The sequence below is a fragment of the Sphingomonas sp. AAP5 genome, from assembly GCF_004354345.1.
Lineage (GTDB): Bacteria > Pseudomonadota > Alphaproteobacteria > Sphingomonadales > Sphingomonadaceae > Sphingomonas > Sphingomonas glacialis.
Genome location: NZ_CP037913.1, coordinates 2,447,996 through 2,465,165, shown reverse-complemented (window position 1 = coordinate 2,465,165; position 17,170 = coordinate 2,447,996). Strand labels below are relative to the sequence as shown.

Sequence of the window (17,170 nt, the reverse complement as noted above, 5' to 3'; positions counted from 1 at the left end):
TCGCACGATCCACCGCCCCTTTCTCCTCGTCACGCGCAGCGGCGCATCAGTGGCGGTGTTCGCGCCGCAGCGGATATTTGCCGTCCTCATACTCGCCGAACAGCCCCGAGATCGCCGGATGATCGACTGGCTCGTCGAGATCGTCGGGCACCAGATTCTGCTGGCTGACATAGGCGACGTAGCTCGACTCCATGTTCTCGGCGAGCAAATGGTAGAACGGCTGGTCCTTGCGCGGCCGGATGTTCTCCGGGATCGCGTCATACCATTCGTCACTGTTGGCGAAGACCGGATCGACATCGAACACCACGCCGCGGAAATCGAACATGCGGTGGCGCACGACGTCGCCGATCGCGAAGCGTGCGTGGCTGATCGGCGCCAGCGGAATTTCGGCGGAGAAGGGCGGGGAGGTAATCGGGGTGCGGTGCATGGGTCTAACTTAGGCCCTGTTCCGCGCTGCACAAGAGAATGCTGCGGCAAAGCCTTGCGCTCCCCGATCGACTGCGTTAGTGGCGCCCGCTCACCGACCGGTGCCGCTTCGTGGGTCTCCCTCACAGACGGCATCATATGACCTCGCGGAGAGGTGGCAGAGTGGTCGAATGTACCGCACTCGAAATGCGGCGTGCCCTCACGGGTACCGTGGGTTCGAATCCCACCCTCTCCGCCATTTCCTTATCTGCAAGACAAGGCTAAAGCCCGCCACATGGCATCCTACAAAGAACCTTCCTTCAAAGACCGCGCCGCCCTCTCGGCCGACGCCAAGCAGCGCGCCCTCGAGAAGTTGAAGGCCAAGCCGCCGGTCGATCCCGCCGTCGTCGCTGCCCGCGCCGCCGCGCGTGAAGCGAAGGAAGAGGCCGAAGCCAAGAAGCGCGAAGAGAAAAAGGCCGCGCTCGAACAGGCCCGCCTCGACAAGCTCGCCAAGGCCGCCGCCGCCGAGCAGGCGATCAAGGATGCCGAGCAGGCCGCGATCCAGGCCGAGATCGACAAGAAGGCGGCGCGCGACGCGCGTTACGCCGCGCGGAAAAGCCGCAAGTAAGCGTCCGGCGCGAACGGGGGGCGTCTCCCCGTTCGACGCGATCCGCATGTCGCGATAGCGTGTGCGCCAGTGCGCTGGTGAGGAACGCTTTTTATTAACTGACGTTACATTCCGCGCGCAGCCATCTGGCTAGACGCCGGAGGTGATCTTGAGACAACGCGACGACTGGCATCTTACCGACGTGCTCGAGTATGAACACGGCCGCGGCGATCCGTTTGCCGCTGCGGTTCGCGCGACGCGCATGCCGATGGTCATCACCGACCCCGCACAGCCCGACAATCCGATCGTTTTCTGCAACGTCGCGTTTCAGCGCCTGACGGGCTATGATCGCGAAGAAATCATCGGTCGCAATTGCCGATTCCTCCAGGGGCCCGACACCGATCCTGCCAAGATCGCGGAAATCCGCGAGGCGGTCCGCGACGGGCACGCCGTCGACGTCGACTTGCTGAACTATCGCAAGGACGGCACGACCTTCTGGAACGCGCTGTATCTGTCGCCCGTCCGCGACGCCGATGGCGTCGTGCGCTTCTTCTTCGCCTCGCAGTTCGACGTGACCGAGCGCGTCGAGGCGCAGAATATCATCAACGACCAGAAACTGCTGGTCGAGCGCGAAGTCGAGCGCCGCACCGCCGATCTGCGCGCCGCGCTCGAGGCGAAGACGCTGCTGCTCCACGAGGTCGATCATCGCGTCAAAAACAATCTGACGATGATCGGATCGCTGCTGCGCCTGCAAGTCCGCACGATCGACGATCCGTCGATCGCAGCCAAGCTCGATTCGATGCTCGAGCGCGTCGATGCGTTGGCGGTGGTGCATCGCCAGCTCTACCAATCGTCGGATATCGCGCGGTTCGATATCGGCAGCTTTGCGGAAAACCTGATTTCCGACGTGGTGGGGTCGAGCGGCCGGGGCGACATCGATCTGAATATCAAGGCGCAACCGCTGTTCGTCGATGCGGCGAACGCCTCGGCGCTCGGCCTGATCCTCAACGAGATCCTCACCAACGCCGTCAAGCACGCGTTCGCCGACGGCCGGTCGGGCAGTTTGAGCCTGCTGGTCGAGGGCGAGGAGGATCACGGGATCATCAAGATCTGTGACGACGGTCCCGGCATGCCCTCGAGCCAGCGCAGCCGGAGCATCGGCACGTCGCTGATCACGCGTCTCGCACGGCAGGCCAATGCCGAGGCGACGTGGCGCGACGCCAAGCCCGGCACGTGCGTGACGATCACCTTCCCCAAGACCGAGATGCGATCATGACCCGGATCATGGAAGTGCTGGTCGTCGAGGACGAAATGCTCCTGGCGATGGATATCGAGGCGATGATCGAGGATAGCGGGCATCGCGTCCTCGCCGAGGCGGCCAGCCTGCAGGACGTGCAGGCGCTGCCCGACGATCTCAATCCGCAGCTCGCATTCGTCGATCTCCATCTGGCGCACAATTCGACCGGCTTCGAGGTGTGCAGCTATATCCGCCAGCATTGGCCCGACACGCTGATCATCTTCGTCACCGCGAACGTCTCGAAGATCCCGGCGGATTTCTCGGGCGCGCACGGCGTCATCGCCAAGCCATTTTCGCACGCCGGTGTCGTCAACGCGATCAAGTATCTGGCGGACGGGGCGTTCGATCCACCGCCGTCGATCCCGCGTCCGGCGAGCCTCGTCGCCTCCCCGCATCTCAAGACACGCTGGGGCTGAGCGCCGACGCCGTTACGGCAGCCCGCGCGCCAGCTCCTCGAGCCACACCCGCGCTGTGCCGTCCGACGGCGCGCGCCAGTCGCCACGCGGGCTGAGCGCGCCGCCCGACGAGACCTTGGGGCCGTTGGGGATCGCCGAGCGCTTGAACTGGCTCGTCGCGAAGAAGCGGTGGAGAAATTTCTCGAGCCAGCCGGCAATCGTCGGGAGGTCGTAGGCGACTCGCCCCGCCGCCGGGAAATCGCGCGGCCAGCGGCCCGCGTTCGCATCGCGCCAGGCGTGGAGCGCGAGGAATGCGATCTTCGACGGCGCCATGCCGTGGCGCACGACGTGGTGCAGGAAGAAATCGTTGAGCGCATACGGCCCGATTCGCGCCTCGGTGCTCTGGATCGCGCCGTCGGCGCCTGCGGGGACCAGTTCGGGCGAAATCTCGGTGGCGAGGATCGCCGCGAGGATCGCGTCGGTGGCGCCATCATACTGATTCGTGCGGATGCACCAGCGGATCAGGAACTGGATCAGCGTCTTGGGGACGCCTGCATTGACCGCGTAATGGCTCATCTGGTCGCCGACGCCGTAGGTGCACCAGCCGAGCGCGAGTTCGGACAGGTCGCCCGTGCCGACCACCAGCCCGCCGCGCTGATTGGCGAGGCGGAACAGGTAATCGGTGCGCAGGCCCGCCTGGACGTTCTCGAAGGTCACGTCGTAGGTCGGTTCGCCATCGGCGAACGGGTGGCCCATGTCGCCGAGCATCTGACGCGCGGCGGGGCGGATGTCGATTTCGGCCCCGGTGACGCCAATTGCGCGCATCAGCGCCCAGGCGTTGTCCTTGGTGCCGTCGCTCGTCGCGAAGCCGGGCATCGTAAAGCCGAGGATATGGTCGCGCGGGCGGCCAAGGCGGTCCATCGCCTTGGCGGCGACGATCAGCGCGTGAGTCGAATCGAGCCCGCCCGACACGCCGATGACGAGGCGCTCGGCCCTCGCCGCCTCGAAACGCTTGAGAATGCCCTCGACCTGGATGTTGAACGCCTCGTAGCAATCCTCGTCGAGCTTCTCGGGCGTGTTGGGCACGAACGGGAAGCGGCGCTGGTCGCGGAGCAGGCCGATGTCGCCGAAATCGGGCTGGTGGGTGAAGCCGATGCGGCGGAAGCGCGTCTCGGGGTCGCCCGCGAGCCGCGCCGAATCGTTGAAGGTGCCGACGCGCATCCGCTCCTGCGCGATTCGCCCGACATCGACATCGGCGAGCACCAGCTCCGAGTCGCGCCCGAAGCGCGTCGATTCGGCGAGCAGCTCGCCGAGTTCGTGGACCATGCCCTGGCCGTCCCAGGCGAGGTCGGTCGTGCTCTCGCCCGAGCCGGCGGCGGAGAAGACATAAGCACATACCGCGCGCGCGGATTGCGAGGCGCACAGCATCGCGCGTTCGCGCGCCTTGCCGACGACGATGTTCGATGCGGACAGGTTGCAGCAGATCAGCGCGCCGGCGAGCGCCCCCATCGTCGAGGGTGGGGTCGGCGCCCAATAATCCTCGCAAATTTCGGCATGGAGCACGAAATCGGCGAGATCGTCGGCGGCGAAGAGCAGGTCGGTGCCGAATGGGACGGTCTGCCCGGCGAGCGTGATGTCGCTGACCGGCAGGCCGGAGCCGCTCGCGAACCAGCGCTTTTCATAATATTCGCGGTAATTGGGCAGGAAGGTCTTGGGCACCACGCCGAGGATCCGCCCGCGCGCCATCACCACTGCGCAATTGTAGAGCCGGCCGTTGCGCACCAGCGCCGCGCCGAGCACGAGAACCGGGCGCAGGTTGGTGGTCGCCTCCGCCACCGCGGCGATGGCCGCCTCGGTCGCGCGTTGCTGCGCGGTTTGCAGGTGGAGATCGTCGATCGCGTAGGAGGTGAGGTTGAGCTCGGGGAAGACGAGCAGGTCGGCGCCCTTGGCGTGGGCCTCCTCGGCGAGCGCGATCGTCGCCGCGGCGTTGGCGGCGCAATCGCCGACGGTCGCGCGCGGGGTCGCTGCGCCGACGCGGATCAGCCCGTGGCTGTGGATCGAATGGAACGGGTGCGCCTTCGCCATCCACACGCGCTTAACGGGCTTTGCTTTTGAAAGCGACACCCTGCACGGTCGGTTGGCCATCACCAGGAGGTTCGACAATGCAGATCCGCGTACGCGCGCGCCTCGGGCTGGCGCGATGAGCCGGATCGGCCGCCTCAAGATCAAGGCGCAGCTCTATTGCGGCGACGAGCTCGCGATGGGGCCGGGCAAGGCCGATTTGCTCGACGCGATCGCGCGCGAGGGGTCGATCTCGGGCGCGGGGCGCGCGATGGGGATGAGCTATCGGCGCAGCTGGCTGCTCGTCGACAGCATGAACCGGTGTTTCGTCGAGCGGCTGGTCGAGACCGTCGCCGGCGGCGGGGCGGGGCGGGGCGCTTCGCTCACGCCGACGGGCGTAGCGGTGCTCGCCGCTTACCGCACGTTGGAGGCGGCGCTGGCCGAATCGGCGGGGAGCGGCGCTATGGCCGAGCTCGACGCTTTGCTGCGCGCGGTGCCGCTACCGCCGGTCAGGGACGATTCGTGATCAGCACCGGCGCGGCGGCGGCCTTGCTGCCGGCGATCTGGAGCACGTAGCGACCGGGCGCGAGTTTGAAGTCGACCATCTTGGCGATGCCGCTGCACGCCGCGCCATGCGCGTGCGCGGTCGAGGTCTGCGCCTTGCGGCCTTTCACCACGTCGATCCACCCGGGGGTGCCGAGCAACACGCGGTAGGTGCCGGTGCGCGCGATGGTGAAGCTCGCCATGCCGCCGAGGCTGGTCGGCTCGCCCGGCTTAGACGGGGCGAAGGGATAGCGGACGGTGTCGGCGGGCGCGAGCATCAGCTCGGTGCGGCGGCCGACCGTCAGCCGCGTGCGGGCGAGCGTATTGCGGTCGGTCGCGGCGGCGAGGCTCGGGCCGGTCTTCCACGCCGCCAGTTCGGGGGGGAGCGGCGCGGCGGGGGTCGGGCAGGTCTCGGGCGCGTGCTCCATCGGCGCCGCCTGCGCGGCGACGAGGACGGGGGCGAGCAGCAGGAACAGGGAACGCATCGAGGGTCGCCTTGGCCGGAGGATCGCCCCGGCTATACGGCGGCGCACCAAGGCGGGCAATTCACGAGACGACGCGCCGCGCCTCGCCGACCTGCCAGGCGAGCAGCGCCGGCACCGCGATGATCACGTCGCGCGCGCGCTTGAGCAGCGACAGCGCGAGCGCGGTCGCGGGCGGCAGGCCGACAAGCGGGCCGATCAGCACATAGGCCGCCTCCTGCACGCCGATCGCACCGGGGATCGCGAAGGCGACGCTGCGCAGCGTGAAGATCAGCGCTTCGATCATCAGCACCGCCCACAGCGGGACGTGCGAGCCCATGAACTGCAGCGCGATCCACGCCCCGGTGGCGCTCGCCAGCCACGCCGCGAGGTTGAAGGCGAAGGCGAGAAGGACGCGCTTGGGCTCGCGATAGATCGCGTCGAGCTGGTCGCGCACCGCCGCCATCGCCGCGACCGATCCGGGCAGCATCCGTGCACCGAGCGAGCCGGCGAGTTTCAGCACCGGTTTCTGCGCGAACACGAACAGCAGCATCAGCGCGATCATCGCCGCAACCCCGCCGAGCGCGAGCGGCACGAGCCCCTGCTGCATCGGGGCATGCGACAGCACCATCAGCAACACCGCGACGCCGCCGAGCGTAAAGATCAGTTGCGCCGCCATCTCGGTCGTCATGTCGGCGATCATCGAGGCGTAGATCACCGGCTGCGGCACGCCGAACGCGGCGAGCGTGCGCGCGCCAACGACGAGCCCGCCGAGCTGCGAGAAGGGGAGGATATCGGTCGCCGCCTCGCGCGTGGTGCGCGCCCAGACGAACAGCCACAGCCGCTCGCTCGGCTGGTCGGTCGCGACCGCGAGCCACGCCATGCCGAGCAGGCCGAGCACGCCCGCCGACCAGAGCACGAACGTCGCCATGCCGATCCAGCCGATCGACGCCATCGCGGCGAGCACTTGCCCGATCCCGACGGTGCCGACGGTCCCCGCGGCAACGGCGAGGCCGACGATCGTTGCGAGGAGGAGCCCGATACGGGCGGAGCGGCTCATCGCGTCCCCGATCTTGGAGCTGGGCTACCTTCGTCACCCCGGGCTTGTCCCGGGGTCCACCGGGATGCGCGGCCTGCGGGCCGAGCGAGCGCGGCACGGTGGACCCCGGCACGGGGCCGGGGTGACGGGTTTGGGGCGGCGGGACCGCGGGCCCCTATGGGGCCCGCATAGTCTGGCCGGGGAAGGATTCGCGCGGAGACGCGGAGACGCGGAGGGGGTGCGCTCGTGGCGCAGCGCGCTTGCTTCTTCCGAACGGAATGGAAACGCTTCGCGCGCGGCTTCCGCACTATCTCTGCGCCTCTGCTCCGCTGCGCGAACCCTTCAACCCCAGCCACGTATCGCCATCTCCGAAAGAGTTAAGCCGCTGTGGCAGCTTTCTTCTTTCCCATAAAGCGCAACACCAGCCGGATCGCGCCAGGGACAAACTTCGGACGGATCAGCCGCTGATCATAGACCGACAGCCGCCGGTCGTTCTCGGCAAGACAGATCGCCGCGAGCTCGGGGAATTCGATCTCGACGCCCAGCTCCTTCGAGCCGTTGAGCGTGAAATTGTTCTCCTGCGCCTTGGTATTGTCCTCGCCCATGCCCTTGGCCATGTCGATCCGTTCCCAGATGAGCGCGATCCACACCGCCCACACCTTGAGCTCGAACCATGGTCGGCGCCACAGCGGCATGGTGCGGCGGTGCCAGGCAACCCAGTTGACGAAGAACAGGATGTGCCGCCCTTCCTCGCGCATCACCGGCTCGAACGTCTCGACCAGCTCCTCGGGGAAGAAGCCGGTATCCTTGGCGATCTTGAACAAGCCGAAGCCGAAAAAGCTGTCGATGCATTCGGAAAAGCCCGTCCGCATGAAGGCGAATTCGGGGTCGCGTGGACGCTTATACTCTTCCTCGGGCTGGAGCTCGATGCCGTAGAAGGTGACCATGTCGGCGAGCACGATCTTGTGGCGGCTCTCCTCATACGCATTCATGTCGATCGCGTCGCGCAGCAACGGATCGGCGATCTGCTCGCCATACGTCTTGACGTTCATGCCCGCGCGACCTTCGGTCGCGACTGCGATGTCCCAGATCGGCAGCGACACGATGCGCTGGCGCGTTTCCTCGTCGATCACCGGCCAATCGATCAGCGCGGGGCGATAGGGGTCGTGCGTGTCGAGCATGGTGCGGCAGAACAAGGTCTTGTGCGCATCGCTGCCGAGCGGAACGCGCGTGCCGGGGGCGGGGCCGGCGGGGGCCATGGATTTTGGTATGAAGTTCATCGGGTCTCTCCCGGTTACAGATCGGCGAAACGCGCCAGGGTTATACCACGCTCGGCGACGATCGCGCGCGCGTTGGAATCGAGCAAGGCGGCGAATTCGGCTTCGTACTGATAGCCCGGCGCCGAGAGTGGATAGGGGCCGGTGGCGGGGTGGAGATAGATTTCGCTGACGCCCTCGGGCAGATGCGCGAGCACGCCGCGCAGCCGCTCGGCATGCATCGCACCCGACCAGGCGAGGCCAAAGACGCGGTCGGGCACCTTGACCCCACGCTTGCGCGCCGCGACCTGGACGAGCTTGGCGAAGGGCCGGGCGATGTCGATGCCGCTGACGGGCTCGAACTTGGCCAGCGTCGTGCGATCCTCGATCGGCGCGCGCATCGCCGTCATGCCGTGGCGCAAGCCGACGTCGAGCAGCACGCCGGCGATCACCGGGTGCATGTGCATGTGCTTATGCGTGTTGACGTGATCGAGCGGCAGGCCGGTCGCTTCGAACAAAGCGAATTGCGCTTCGATCTCGGCCTCGAGCTGGCGGCGGACCGATTTCAGCCCGACGAGTTTCAGAGCGACGGGGAGCGACTCGATGCGGAACTTGCCGTGCGCATCGACCAGATCGGGGATCTGCGCCGGCGGCAGCGCGGGCGGCGTCTCGGCAAGCGCGACGTGCAGCCCGACCCCGAGCGTCGGTGTCCGCCGCGCGCGCTCGACGGCATCCGCCGCGCCTACGCCCGTCACCATCAGGCTGGTGACGGTCAGCACGCCCTCGCGATGCGCCTGCTCGACGGCGGCGTTGACCTCGATCGACACGCCGAAATCGTCGGCGGTGATGATGGCGGTCTTCACGCCGGCGCGAAACCGTAGAACACCGGGTCGGCGAGCACGGCGTCGGCGACGTTCTGCGGATTGGGCACCGCGATCCGGCGCAGCAGCGCGATCATCGCGGTACGATCCCGCGCGCGCACCGCGTCTTCCCACAGCTCGACCCGGCCCGTCGCGGCGAGCCGCTCGTTGACCGTCATTCCGGCAAGCGTCATCGTCATCGGTTCGGCTCAGGCAGGCTCTTTGCGGCGGCGCAGGAAGTCGAAGAATTCGACGCCCTCGCGCAGGCGACGCTTCATCATCTGCCAGTCGGTCAGCATCTCGCGGACGATGTCCCAGATCTTCGACGGGCGGAAGTAGAAGCGCTTGTAGAACTCCTCAACCTTGTCGAAGATCAGCGCCGAGGGGAGATGCGGATAGGACAGCTGTGCGATCTGCGTGCCGCCGTCGGTCAGCAGGTGATCGCCACCGTCGAACCAATTGTTCTCGACCGCCTGCTTGTACAGGAACGTTCCCGGATAGGGCGCCGCCAGCGACACCTGGATCGTGTGCGGATCGATCTCCTTGGCGTAGTTGATCGTCTCCTCGATCGTCTCTTCGGTTTCGCCCGGGAGCCCCAGGATGAAGGTGCCGTGGATGACGATGCCGAGTGCGTGGCAATCCTTGGTGAACTGCCGCGCGACGTCGACGCGCAGGCCCTTCTTGATGTTGTGCAGGATCTGCTGGTTGCCGCTCTCATAGCCGACGAGCAGCAGCCGCAGGCCGTTTTCCTTGAGGATCTTGAGCGTCTTGTACGGCACATTGGCCTTGGCGTTGCACGACCAGGTCACGCCGAGCTTGCCGAGCTCGATCGCGAGCTCCTCGACGCGCGGAAGGTTGTCGGTCAGCGTGTCGTCGTCGAAGAAGATTTCCTTGTTCTGCGGGAAAGCCTCCATCACGTATTTCACTTCCTCGATCACATGGCCGATCGAGCGCGTGCGGTAGTTGTGCCCGCCGACGGTCTGCGGCCACAGGCAGAAGGTGCAGCGGCTCTTGCAGCCACGGCCGGTGTAGAACGAGACGTAGGGGTGGAGCAGATAGCCGCCGAAATACTTCTCCATCTGCAGATCGCGCTTGTAGATCGGCGAGACGAAGGGGAGGCTGTCCATGTCCTCGATGACCTTGCGGTCCTTGTTGTGGATGATCGCGCCGTCGTCGTCGCGCCAGCTGATCCCCTCGACCTCGCGCAGCGGCATGCCGTTTGCGACATCGACGATCGTGAAGTCGAACTCGTTGCGCGCGACGAAGTCGATCGCGGTCGAGGTTTCGAGCACCTTGGTCGATTCGACAGCGGCCTTGGCGCCGATGAAGCCGATCTTGATCCGCGGGTTGCGCTCTTTGATCAGCTCGGCGGTGTGGACGTCCTGGCGGAACGACGGCGTCGAAGTGTGGAGGATGACGAGGTCGCGCTCGTCCATCTCATGCTTGATGTCGTCCCATGACTGGTCGTGCGCGGGGGCGTCGATCAGCTTCGATCCCTCGACCATCGCGGCGGGCTGGGCGAGCCAGGTCGGATACCAGAACGACTTCACTTCGCGCTTCATCTGGTAGCGCGCACCGGCACCGCCGTCGTAACCGTCGAACGAGGGAGCCTGGAGAAAAAGGGTCCGCAACATGTCTTAGTGCTCCGTGGCCGCTGCGATGCGGCCGTCCTGCTTCATTGTAAGGGTCGCCCCGCGCCAATCAACCGACCGGACGAAGAAGCTGGCGATATAGACCGCAAAAGCGGCGAAATCATGCAGCAACGCGATTCCGAACGACGCGACCGGTCTCCCTACCGCCGCATCGACGCTTCGCACAACCACCCAGCGCGCGAAAATTGCTGCAAGTGCGAGGATGACGCCGGCGGCGGGCCAATACAGCGCGGCCAGCACCGCGACGGGGAGCGGCAGGCCGACGATGCTGCCGACATAGGGCCAGAAGGTCAGATCGCGCACCGTGGCCGCCCAGCGCAGCTCGTGGCGCCATACGGCGCCGAAGCTTGGCTCGTCGCAGGCATGGGTGACGAGGGACGGCGGAACAGCGACCTGTAGCCCGAGCGCGCGAACACTTTCGCCGATCGCATAATCGTCGGCGAGCACGTCGGCGAAGCGGGCGAACCCGCCGATCGCGTCGAGCGTCTCGCGGCGCAGCGCGATCGTCGAGCCCATGCACGGCGTGGCGAGCTGCTTGGCGACGCCGAAGGTCGCGCCGAGCAGGAACTGATAGCTGACGCCGGCGGCGGCCATCAGCGACCAGAAGCCGGCATCGCCGCGTCCGCGATAGAGGCAGGTGACGGCTCCGACGCCTGGGGCATCGAGTGCCGCGAGCAGCTGCGCGAGATAATCGGGCGCGACCGCGATATCACTGTCGCTGAGGATCAGGATCGGATGGCGTGCGACGCGGTCCATGTTGATGAGGTTCGACAGCTTGCCGCTCGCGCCGTGGCTGGTCGCGTCGATGACGAGCTCGATATCCGCTTGCGGGTGTGCTGCCTTGAGCGCGGTAACCACGCCGATCGCGGCATCGTCCGCACGCTGCACCCCGAGGACGATTTGCAATGGCCCGCCGTGCGTCTGCGCGAGCAAGGTCGCGAGGTTGTCGAACAGCCGCGGCTCGGCGCCGTAGAGTGGCTTGAGCAAGGTGACGGCTTCGTTGCGTGCCGGCGCGGGGACGGCTGCGGCGAAGAAGCGGCGGAACGTGTGCGCGGAGACGAGCAGGAAGCCGACCCCGCACGCGGCGATCGCAATCGCCAGCCAGCCGAGCGCTGCGCCGATAAGGATTGGGAGATGCTGCACGATGGTGGCCCTTACGCTGCCGGAGCGGGGTGGGCTAGGCGGCGGAAATGTGAAAAGCGCGTCATGTCTTTGCGCTTCCTGTCGTCACCCCGGCCTTGTGCCGGGGCCCACCGGGCAACGCCGCTGCGCCCTGAAGGCCTGCGATGCGCGCGCGGCGCGGTAGGCCCCGGCACCCGGCCGGGGTGACGGCGGGGGGCACTTCTTCCTCCCCCTGATGGCGGAGGATTGCCGGTGGACGCATCGCGGAGGTTTGACTGGACGCCGCGGCGTTCTACAGCGCGGCGGCAAGGAGATACGGTGGCGGACGCAGACATCATACTCGTAACCGGGGTTTCGGGCTTCGTCGGTTCGGCGGTCGCGCTCAAGCTGGCGGCATCGGGCGCGCACGTGCGCGGGCTGGTGCGGGCGAGCAGCGCGCGGACCAACCTCGCCGAATTTCCGGGCGAGCTGGTTGAGGGCGATGCGCGCGATCCCGTCGCGATGGCGCAGGCGATGGCCGGTGTGCGGCATCTGTATCACGTCGCCGCCGACTATCGCATCTGGGCGCGCGACCCCGAGGAGATCGTCCGCAACAACCGTGCAAGCACCGCGACGGTAATGGAGGCGGCGCTTGCCGGCGGCGTCGAGCGGATCGTCTATACGAGCAGCGTCGCGACCTTGCTGCCCCATCATGGCCGACCTTCCGACGAGACTCGCCCCGCAACGCCCGAGCAGGCGGTTGGCGCGTACAAGCGCAGCAAGGTGGTGGCCGAGCGGTTGGTCGAGTGGATGGTGCGCGAGCAGGGGCTGCCCGCGGTAATCGTCAATCCCTCGACCCCGATCGGCCCGCGCGATGCGCGCCCGACGCCGACCGGGCGGATCATCGTCGAGGCGGCGAGCGGGCGGATGCCGGCATTTGTGGAGAGCGGGTTGAACCTCGTCCATGTCGATGACGTCGCGGACGGGCATATCGCGGCGATGGCGCGTGGTCGGATCGGCGAGCGCTATGTGCTCGGCGGGCAGGATGTCGCGTTGCGCGAGATGCTGGCGAGCGTGGCCGGGATCGTCGGGCGCAAGCCGCCGACGGTGCGGATTCCCCGCGCGCCGCTTTTTCCGCTGGCGTGGGTGAATGAGCAGGTTGCGCGGGTGACGGGGAAAGACCCGTTCCTGACGCTCGATTCGCTGCGGATGGCGGCGCACGACATGTATTATTCGAGCGCCAAGGCCGAGGCGGAGCTGGGTTATCGCGCGCGGCCGTACCGCGAGGCGTTGGCCGAGGCGATCGCGTGGTTTGCGCAGGCGGGGATGCTGGCGTGATCGTGCTGGGGGTGGCGCTGGTGTCGCTGGCGATCTGGCTGGTGCTGGTGTTTGCGCGCGATGGGTTCTGGCTGACGCGCGAGCGGGACGGTCCCGTCACCCCGGACTTGATCCGGGGTCCATGCGAGCCGGCTGCCGAACCGAACGACCGCCGTGGGGGCGAAGGTCTCGCGTGGATGCCGGGTCAAGCCCGGCATGACGGTAAAGGGTGGCCGTCGGTCATTGCTATCGTTCCCGCACGCGACGAGGCTGAAGTGATCGCGCGGTCGATCGGGAGTCTGGCCGCGCAGGATTATCCCGGCGATTTCCGTATCGTGCTGGTCGATGATTCGAGCAGCGACGGCACCGCCGGCATCGCGCGCGCGCTTGGGTCGGACCGGCTAAGCGTCGTTACCGGCGCGCCGCTCGCGCCCGGCTGGACCGGCAAGCTCTGGGCCGTCTCGCAAGGCATCGCCGCCGCAGGCGACGCGCCCGACTACCTCCTGCTGACCGACGCCGACATCGCCCACGCCCCCGACACGTTGCGCAGCCTCGTCACGCGCGCAGTCGAGGACGATCGTGTGCTCGTCTCGCTGATGGCACGGCTGCGCTGCGAGAGCCTCGCAGAGCGCGCGCTGATCCCGGCATTCGTCTGGTTCTTCCAGATGCTCTACCCGTTCGCCACGGTGAACCGCCGGGGGCGCGGGCTGGGTGCTGCGGCGGGCGGCGTTATGCTGGTCGAACGGCGCGCGCTCGAAGCGGCGGGCGGGATCGCGGCGGTGCGCTCGGCGCTGATCGACGATTGCGCGTTCGGTGCGCTGCTCAAGACCCAAGGCGCGGTGTGGCTCGGGCTGACCGACCGAGCGAAGAGCATCCGGCGCTACGACACATGGGGCTCGGTCGCGGCGATGATCTCGCGCTCGGCGTATGCGCAGCTGCATTATTCGCCGCTGCTGCTCGCCGGCACGACGCTCGGTCTCGCGCTCACCTATCTCGCGCCGCCGGTGCTGGCGATTGCGGCGCGCGGGCCGGCGCAATATGCTGCGATCGCCGCGTGGGCGCTGATGGCGCTGGCGTTTCTGCCGATGGTGCGCTTCTACCGCCGCTCGCCACTTTGGGGACTGCTCCTGCCTGCCATCGCGACCTTCTATGCCGGATGTACGCTGCTCTCGGCGTGGCAGCATGTCCGCGGGCGCGGCGGGCTGTGGAAGGGCCGCGTCCAGGCGGATCTCGCGGCATGAGCGGCGCGACCACCGCCGATGCGCTCGCCTCGGGCAAGGGGCATAAGGACGAAAATTTCCCCGTCGCCTCGGTGCTGCTCAAGCCCAAGCATCGCGCGCCCGTAATGGCCTTCTACCGCTTCGCTCGCGGCGCGGACGACGTGGCGGACAATCCCGCGGTCTCGGCCGACGAAAAGCTCGCACTGCTCGGCGCGATGCGCGCGACGATCCTGGGGACGCGCGACGCCGACGCCGCCTCGGTTGCGCTCCGCGCGACGATGGAGGCGCACCGGATCAGCCCGCAGCACGCGCTCGACCTGCTCACCGCGTTCGAGCGCGATTGCACGGTGAACCGCTGCGCCGACTGGGCGGCATTGATAGACTATTGCCGCTATTCGGCGATGCCCGTCGGGCGCTACGTCCTCGACGTCCACGGCGAGGACCATGCGACCTGGCCCGCGTCCGATGCGCTGTGCGCGGCGCTGCAAGTGATCAACCACACGCAGGACTGCGCGAAGGATTATCGCGCGATCGGGCGAGTCTATCTCCCGCTCGACCTGATGGCGCAGCACGGCGCGCGGCTCGACGACCTCGAAAAGCCCGTCGCCACGCCGGGCCTGCTGGCGACGATCCGCGATCTTGCCGCGCGCAGTCAGCACTTGCTCGACGAATCGGCCGGGTTCGCCGGGCAGATACACGATCGCCGCCTCGCGGTCGAAGTCGCGATCATCCACCGGCTCGCGGTAAGCCTGACGCAGCGGCTCAAGACGCGCGACCCGCTCTCGCAGCGCGTCCACCACCGCCCGTACGAGGCACTCGGGCTCGCAGCGTTGGCGGCGGTCTCGCAAACGGTTAAGGGGCGGGGATGAACCCCAAGGCGACCCCCGCGCAGCTCCAGGCGCAAGTCTCCGGCAGCTCCTTTTATGCCGGCATGCGCGTGCTCCCCAAGGTGCAGCGCGAGGCGATGTACGCGGTCTACGCCTTTTGCCGCGAAGTCGACGACATTGCCGATGACGAGATCGGCGACCGGCCCGCGCGGATGGCGGCGCTCGACGCGTGGCGTGCCGATATCGAATCGCTCTACGCGGGCGGCAATCCCGGGCGCGCGGCGCTCGTCGCGGAGGCGGTCCGCCGCTTCGCGCTCGACAAGGCCGATTTTCTGGCGGTAATCGACGGCATGGCGATGGATGTCGATCGCGATATCCGCTGGCCCTCGATGGCCGAGCTCGAACTCTATTGCGACCGCGTCGCCTCGGCGGTCGGGCGGCTGTCGGTCAAGATCTTCGGGATGGAGGACGCGGTCGGCATCGCGCTCGCGCACCATCTCGGGCTCGCGCTGCAATTCACCAACATCCTGCGCGACGTCGACGAAGACGCGGGTATCGGGCGCGTCTATCTGCCGCGCGAGGCGCTGCTGGCGGCAGGGGTCGAACTGCTCGATCCGATCACCGTGGTCGGCGATCCGCGCGTCGATGCCGCAGCGCGGGTGCTCGCGGCCAAGGCGCACACGCATTTCGCCGCCGCGCAGGCGATCCTCGACGCGCGTCCGCGTGGGCATCTCATCGCACCGCGGCTGATGGCGGCGGTGTACGCGCCGATTCTGGTGCGGATGGAGGCGATCGGCTGGGCGCCGCCGCGCACCCGGATCAAGGTCAACAAGCCCGCGCTGATCTTCACCGTGCTGCGGCTGATGCTGTTCCGTTGAGCGCGCGGGTCCGGATCATCGGCGCGGGGATGGCGGGGCTCGGCGCCGCGGTCGATCTTGCGCGCGCCGGCACCGCCGCCGAGCTGATCGACGGCGCGGCGCAGGCCGGCGGGCGGTGCCGCTCGTATCACGATCCGCAGCTCGGCCGGACGATCGACAATGGCAACCACCTCGTCTTGTCGGGCAATCGCGCGGTCAACGCCTATCTCGGCGCGATCGGCGCGCTCGACCGGTTGAGCGGGCCACTGCACGCCGACTTCGCGTTCGTCGATCGCGCGACGGGCGCGCGCTGGTCGGTGCGCATCAATGACGGGCGGCTGCCGTGGTGGATTTTTCGAGATGGCCGCCGCGTGCCGGGCACGCGCGCGAGCGACTATCTGCGGTTCGGCGGGTTGCTCGGCGGTGGCGCGGGGCAGACCGTCGCCGATCGCGTCGCGCCGCGCGGCGCGGTGTGGGACAAATTGATCGAGCCGATCCTGCTCGCGGTGCTCAACACCGCGGCGGCAGACGGATCGGCGCGGCTGACCGCGGCGGTCATGCGCGAGTCGCTGGCGATGGGCGGACGCGCGAGCCGACCGCGGATCGCCGAGCCGACACTAGCGGCGGCATTCGTCGAGCCTGCGCTGACGTGGCTCGAGGGGCAGGGGACGCACCTGACGCTCGGGCGGCGGCTGCGCGCGCTGAAGTTTGCCGACGACCGCGTCGTCGCGCTCGATTTCGGCGCGGGCGAGGAGCCGCTGGCGCCCGGCGATTCTGTGATCCTCGCGGTGCCGCCCTGGGTCGCGCAAGCGCTCGTGCCGGATCTGGTCGTCCCGACCGACTTCCGCGCGATCGTCAACGCGCATTTCGCTTATGTCCCGCCGCCCGGCGTCGCGCCGATGCTCGGCGTGCTCGGCGGGACGGCGGAATGGATCTTCGCCTTTCCCGATCGGCTGTCGGTAACGATCAGCGCGGCCGACGCGCTGGTCGAGCTCGACCGCGCCGAGCTCGCGGCGCGAATCTGGGCAGATATCGCGGCGATCCACAAACTGCCCACGACGCTGCCGCCGTGGCAGATCGTCAAGGAAAAGCGCGCCACCTTCGCGGCGACGCCCGAGCAGGATGCCAAGCGCCCGCCCGCGCGCACGCGCTGGCGCAATCTGTTCCTGGCGGGCGACTGGACGCAGACCGGGCTCCCCGCGACGATCGAGGGCGCCTTGCGCTCGGGTGAGACCGCTGCCCGCTTGGCGCGTGGCGCTGCGGTCGGCTAAG

18 protein-coding genes and 1 tRNA gene are annotated in these 17,170 nt (G+C 67.9%); 10 read left to right on the top strand and 9 right to left on the bottom strand.

What is annotated here, in order from left to right; all coding sequences use genetic code 11:
- Positions 1–46 precede the first annotated feature (46 nt).
- The gene (gene hspQ / locus E2E30_RS11495; protein WP_133189921.1) at positions 47–427 is read right to left on the bottom strand and encodes a heat shock protein HspQ; all 381 of its coding nucleotides are present in this window, start codon (positions 425–427) and stop codon (positions 47–49) included.
- Positions 428–574: 147 nt separating this feature from the next.
- Here hspQ and E2E30_RS11490 point away from each other — a divergent pair.
- From E2E30_RS11490 to E2E30_RS11475, 4 genes are all read left to right on the top strand, one after another.
- Positions 575–664, top strand: a tRNA-Ser gene (locus tag E2E30_RS11490).
- Positions 665–700: 36 nt separating this feature from the next.
- Positions 701–1,033 carry a DUF6481 family protein gene (locus tag E2E30_RS11485; RefSeq protein WP_133189919.1) on the top strand — a complete coding sequence of 111 codons (333 nt, stop codon included), beginning with the start codon at positions 701–703 and terminating at the stop codon, positions 1,031–1,033.
- A gap of 142 nt (positions 1,034–1,175) precedes the next feature.
- Positions 1,176–2,288 (top strand): PAS domain-containing protein, encoded by a 1,113-nt coding sequence (locus tag E2E30_RS11480; protein WP_240698915.1) that lies wholly within the window; start codon positions 1,176–1,178, stop codon positions 2,286–2,288.
- On the top strand, positions 2,285–2,725 hold the full coding sequence (locus E2E30_RS11475; RefSeq protein ID WP_133189915.1) for a response regulator: 441 nt from the start codon (positions 2,285–2,287) through the stop codon (positions 2,723–2,725). Before E2E30_RS11480 ends, E2E30_RS11475 begins: the two co-directional genes overlap by 4 nt.
- Positions 2,726–2,737: 12 nt before the next feature.
- Here the strand turns inward: E2E30_RS11475 and E2E30_RS11470 are convergent, their stop codons facing one another.
- Positions 2,738–4,789, bottom strand: a complete 2,052-nt coding sequence (locus E2E30_RS11470) for an NAD(+) synthase (protein ID WP_133189913.1) — start codon at positions 4,787–4,789, stop codon at positions 2,738–2,740.
- A gap of 115 nt (positions 4,790–4,904) precedes the next feature.
- Here E2E30_RS11470 and E2E30_RS11465 point away from each other — a divergent pair, with 115 nt between their 5' ends.
- The gene (locus E2E30_RS11465) at positions 4,905–5,291 is read left to right on the top strand and encodes a winged helix-turn-helix domain-containing protein (protein ID WP_133189911.1); all 387 of its coding nucleotides are present in this window, start codon (positions 4,905–4,907) and stop codon (positions 5,289–5,291) included.
- On the opposite strand, the gene E2E30_RS11460 is transcribed toward E2E30_RS11465, so the two are convergent.
- The 7 genes from E2E30_RS11460 to hpnI all read right to left on the bottom strand — a co-directional run bounded on the left by E2E30_RS11460 (position 5,275) and on the right by hpnI (position 11,719).
- Positions 5,275–5,793: a hypothetical protein gene (locus E2E30_RS11460; protein WP_133189909.1), complete on the bottom strand. Its 519-nt coding sequence runs from the start codon at positions 5,791–5,793 to the stop codon at positions 5,275–5,277. The two genes, E2E30_RS11465 and E2E30_RS11460, sit on opposite strands and share 17 nt — an antisense overlap.
- 61 nt (positions 5,794–5,854) lie before the next feature.
- Positions 5,855–6,829 (bottom strand): lysylphosphatidylglycerol synthase domain-containing protein, encoded by a 975-nt coding sequence (locus E2E30_RS11455; RefSeq protein WP_133189907.1) that lies wholly within the window; start codon positions 6,827–6,829, stop codon positions 5,855–5,857.
- A 356-nt stretch (positions 6,830–7,185) separates the two neighbouring features.
- Positions 7,186–8,088: a ferritin-like domain-containing protein gene (locus tag E2E30_RS11450; protein ID WP_133189905.1), complete on the bottom strand. Its 903-nt coding sequence runs from the start codon at positions 8,086–8,088 to the stop codon at positions 7,186–7,188.
- A 14-nt stretch (positions 8,089–8,102) separates the two neighbouring features.
- Positions 8,103–8,927 carry a hopanoid biosynthesis-associated protein HpnK gene (gene hpnK / locus E2E30_RS11445; RefSeq protein ID WP_133189903.1) on the bottom strand — a complete coding sequence of 275 codons (825 nt, stop codon included), beginning with the start codon at positions 8,925–8,927 and terminating at the stop codon, positions 8,103–8,105.
- Complete coding sequence (locus E2E30_RS11440) at positions 8,924–9,124, bottom strand: hypothetical protein (protein ID WP_133189901.1); 201 nt, start codon at positions 9,122–9,124, stop codon at positions 8,924–8,926. Before E2E30_RS11440 ends, hpnK begins: the two co-directional genes overlap by 4 nt.
- A gap of 9 nt (positions 9,125–9,133) precedes the next feature.
- A complete protein-coding gene (hpnJ, locus tag E2E30_RS11435) occupies positions 9,134–10,558 on the bottom strand; it encodes a hopanoid biosynthesis associated radical SAM protein HpnJ (protein ID WP_133189899.1) in 1,425 nt (474 codons plus the stop codon).
- Between the two features lie 3 nt (positions 10,559–10,561).
- Entirely contained in the window at positions 10,562–11,719 is a 1,158-nt protein-coding gene (hpnI, locus tag E2E30_RS11430) for a bacteriohopanetetrol glucosamine biosynthesis glycosyltransferase HpnI (protein WP_133189897.1), read from the bottom strand.
- A gap of 297 nt (positions 11,720–12,016) precedes the next feature.
- Between hpnI and hpnA the strand changes: the two genes are divergently transcribed.
- From hpnA to hpnE, 5 genes are read left to right on the top strand one after another with little or no spacing between them, the layout of a single operon-like run.
- Positions 12,017–13,015, top strand: coding sequence for a hopanoid-associated sugar epimerase (gene hpnA, locus E2E30_RS11425; RefSeq protein ID WP_133189895.1), 999 nt, complete (start codon positions 12,017–12,019; stop codon positions 13,013–13,015).
- Positions 13,012–14,235 carry a glycosyltransferase gene (locus tag E2E30_RS11420; RefSeq protein ID WP_133189893.1) on the top strand — a complete coding sequence of 408 codons (1,224 nt, stop codon included), beginning with the start codon at positions 13,012–13,014 and terminating at the stop codon, positions 14,233–14,235. The genes hpnA and E2E30_RS11420 overlap by 4 nt, the downstream gene beginning before the upstream one ends.
- Positions 14,232–15,083 (top strand): squalene synthase HpnC, encoded by an 852-nt coding sequence (gene hpnC / locus E2E30_RS11415; protein ID WP_133189891.1) that lies wholly within the window; start codon positions 14,232–14,234, stop codon positions 15,081–15,083. The genes E2E30_RS11420 and hpnC overlap by 4 nt, the downstream gene beginning before the upstream one ends.
- A complete protein-coding gene (gene hpnD, locus E2E30_RS11410; protein ID WP_133189889.1) occupies positions 15,080–15,919 on the top strand; it encodes a presqualene diphosphate synthase HpnD in 840 nt (279 codons plus the stop codon). Before hpnC ends, hpnD begins: the two co-directional genes overlap by 4 nt.
- Positions 15,916–17,169: a hydroxysqualene dehydroxylase HpnE gene (gene hpnE, locus E2E30_RS11405; RefSeq protein WP_165954503.1), complete on the top strand. Its 1,254-nt coding sequence runs from the start codon at positions 15,916–15,918 to the stop codon at positions 17,167–17,169. Before hpnD ends, hpnE begins: the two co-directional genes overlap by 4 nt.
- Position 17,170: the final 1 nt, after the last annotated feature.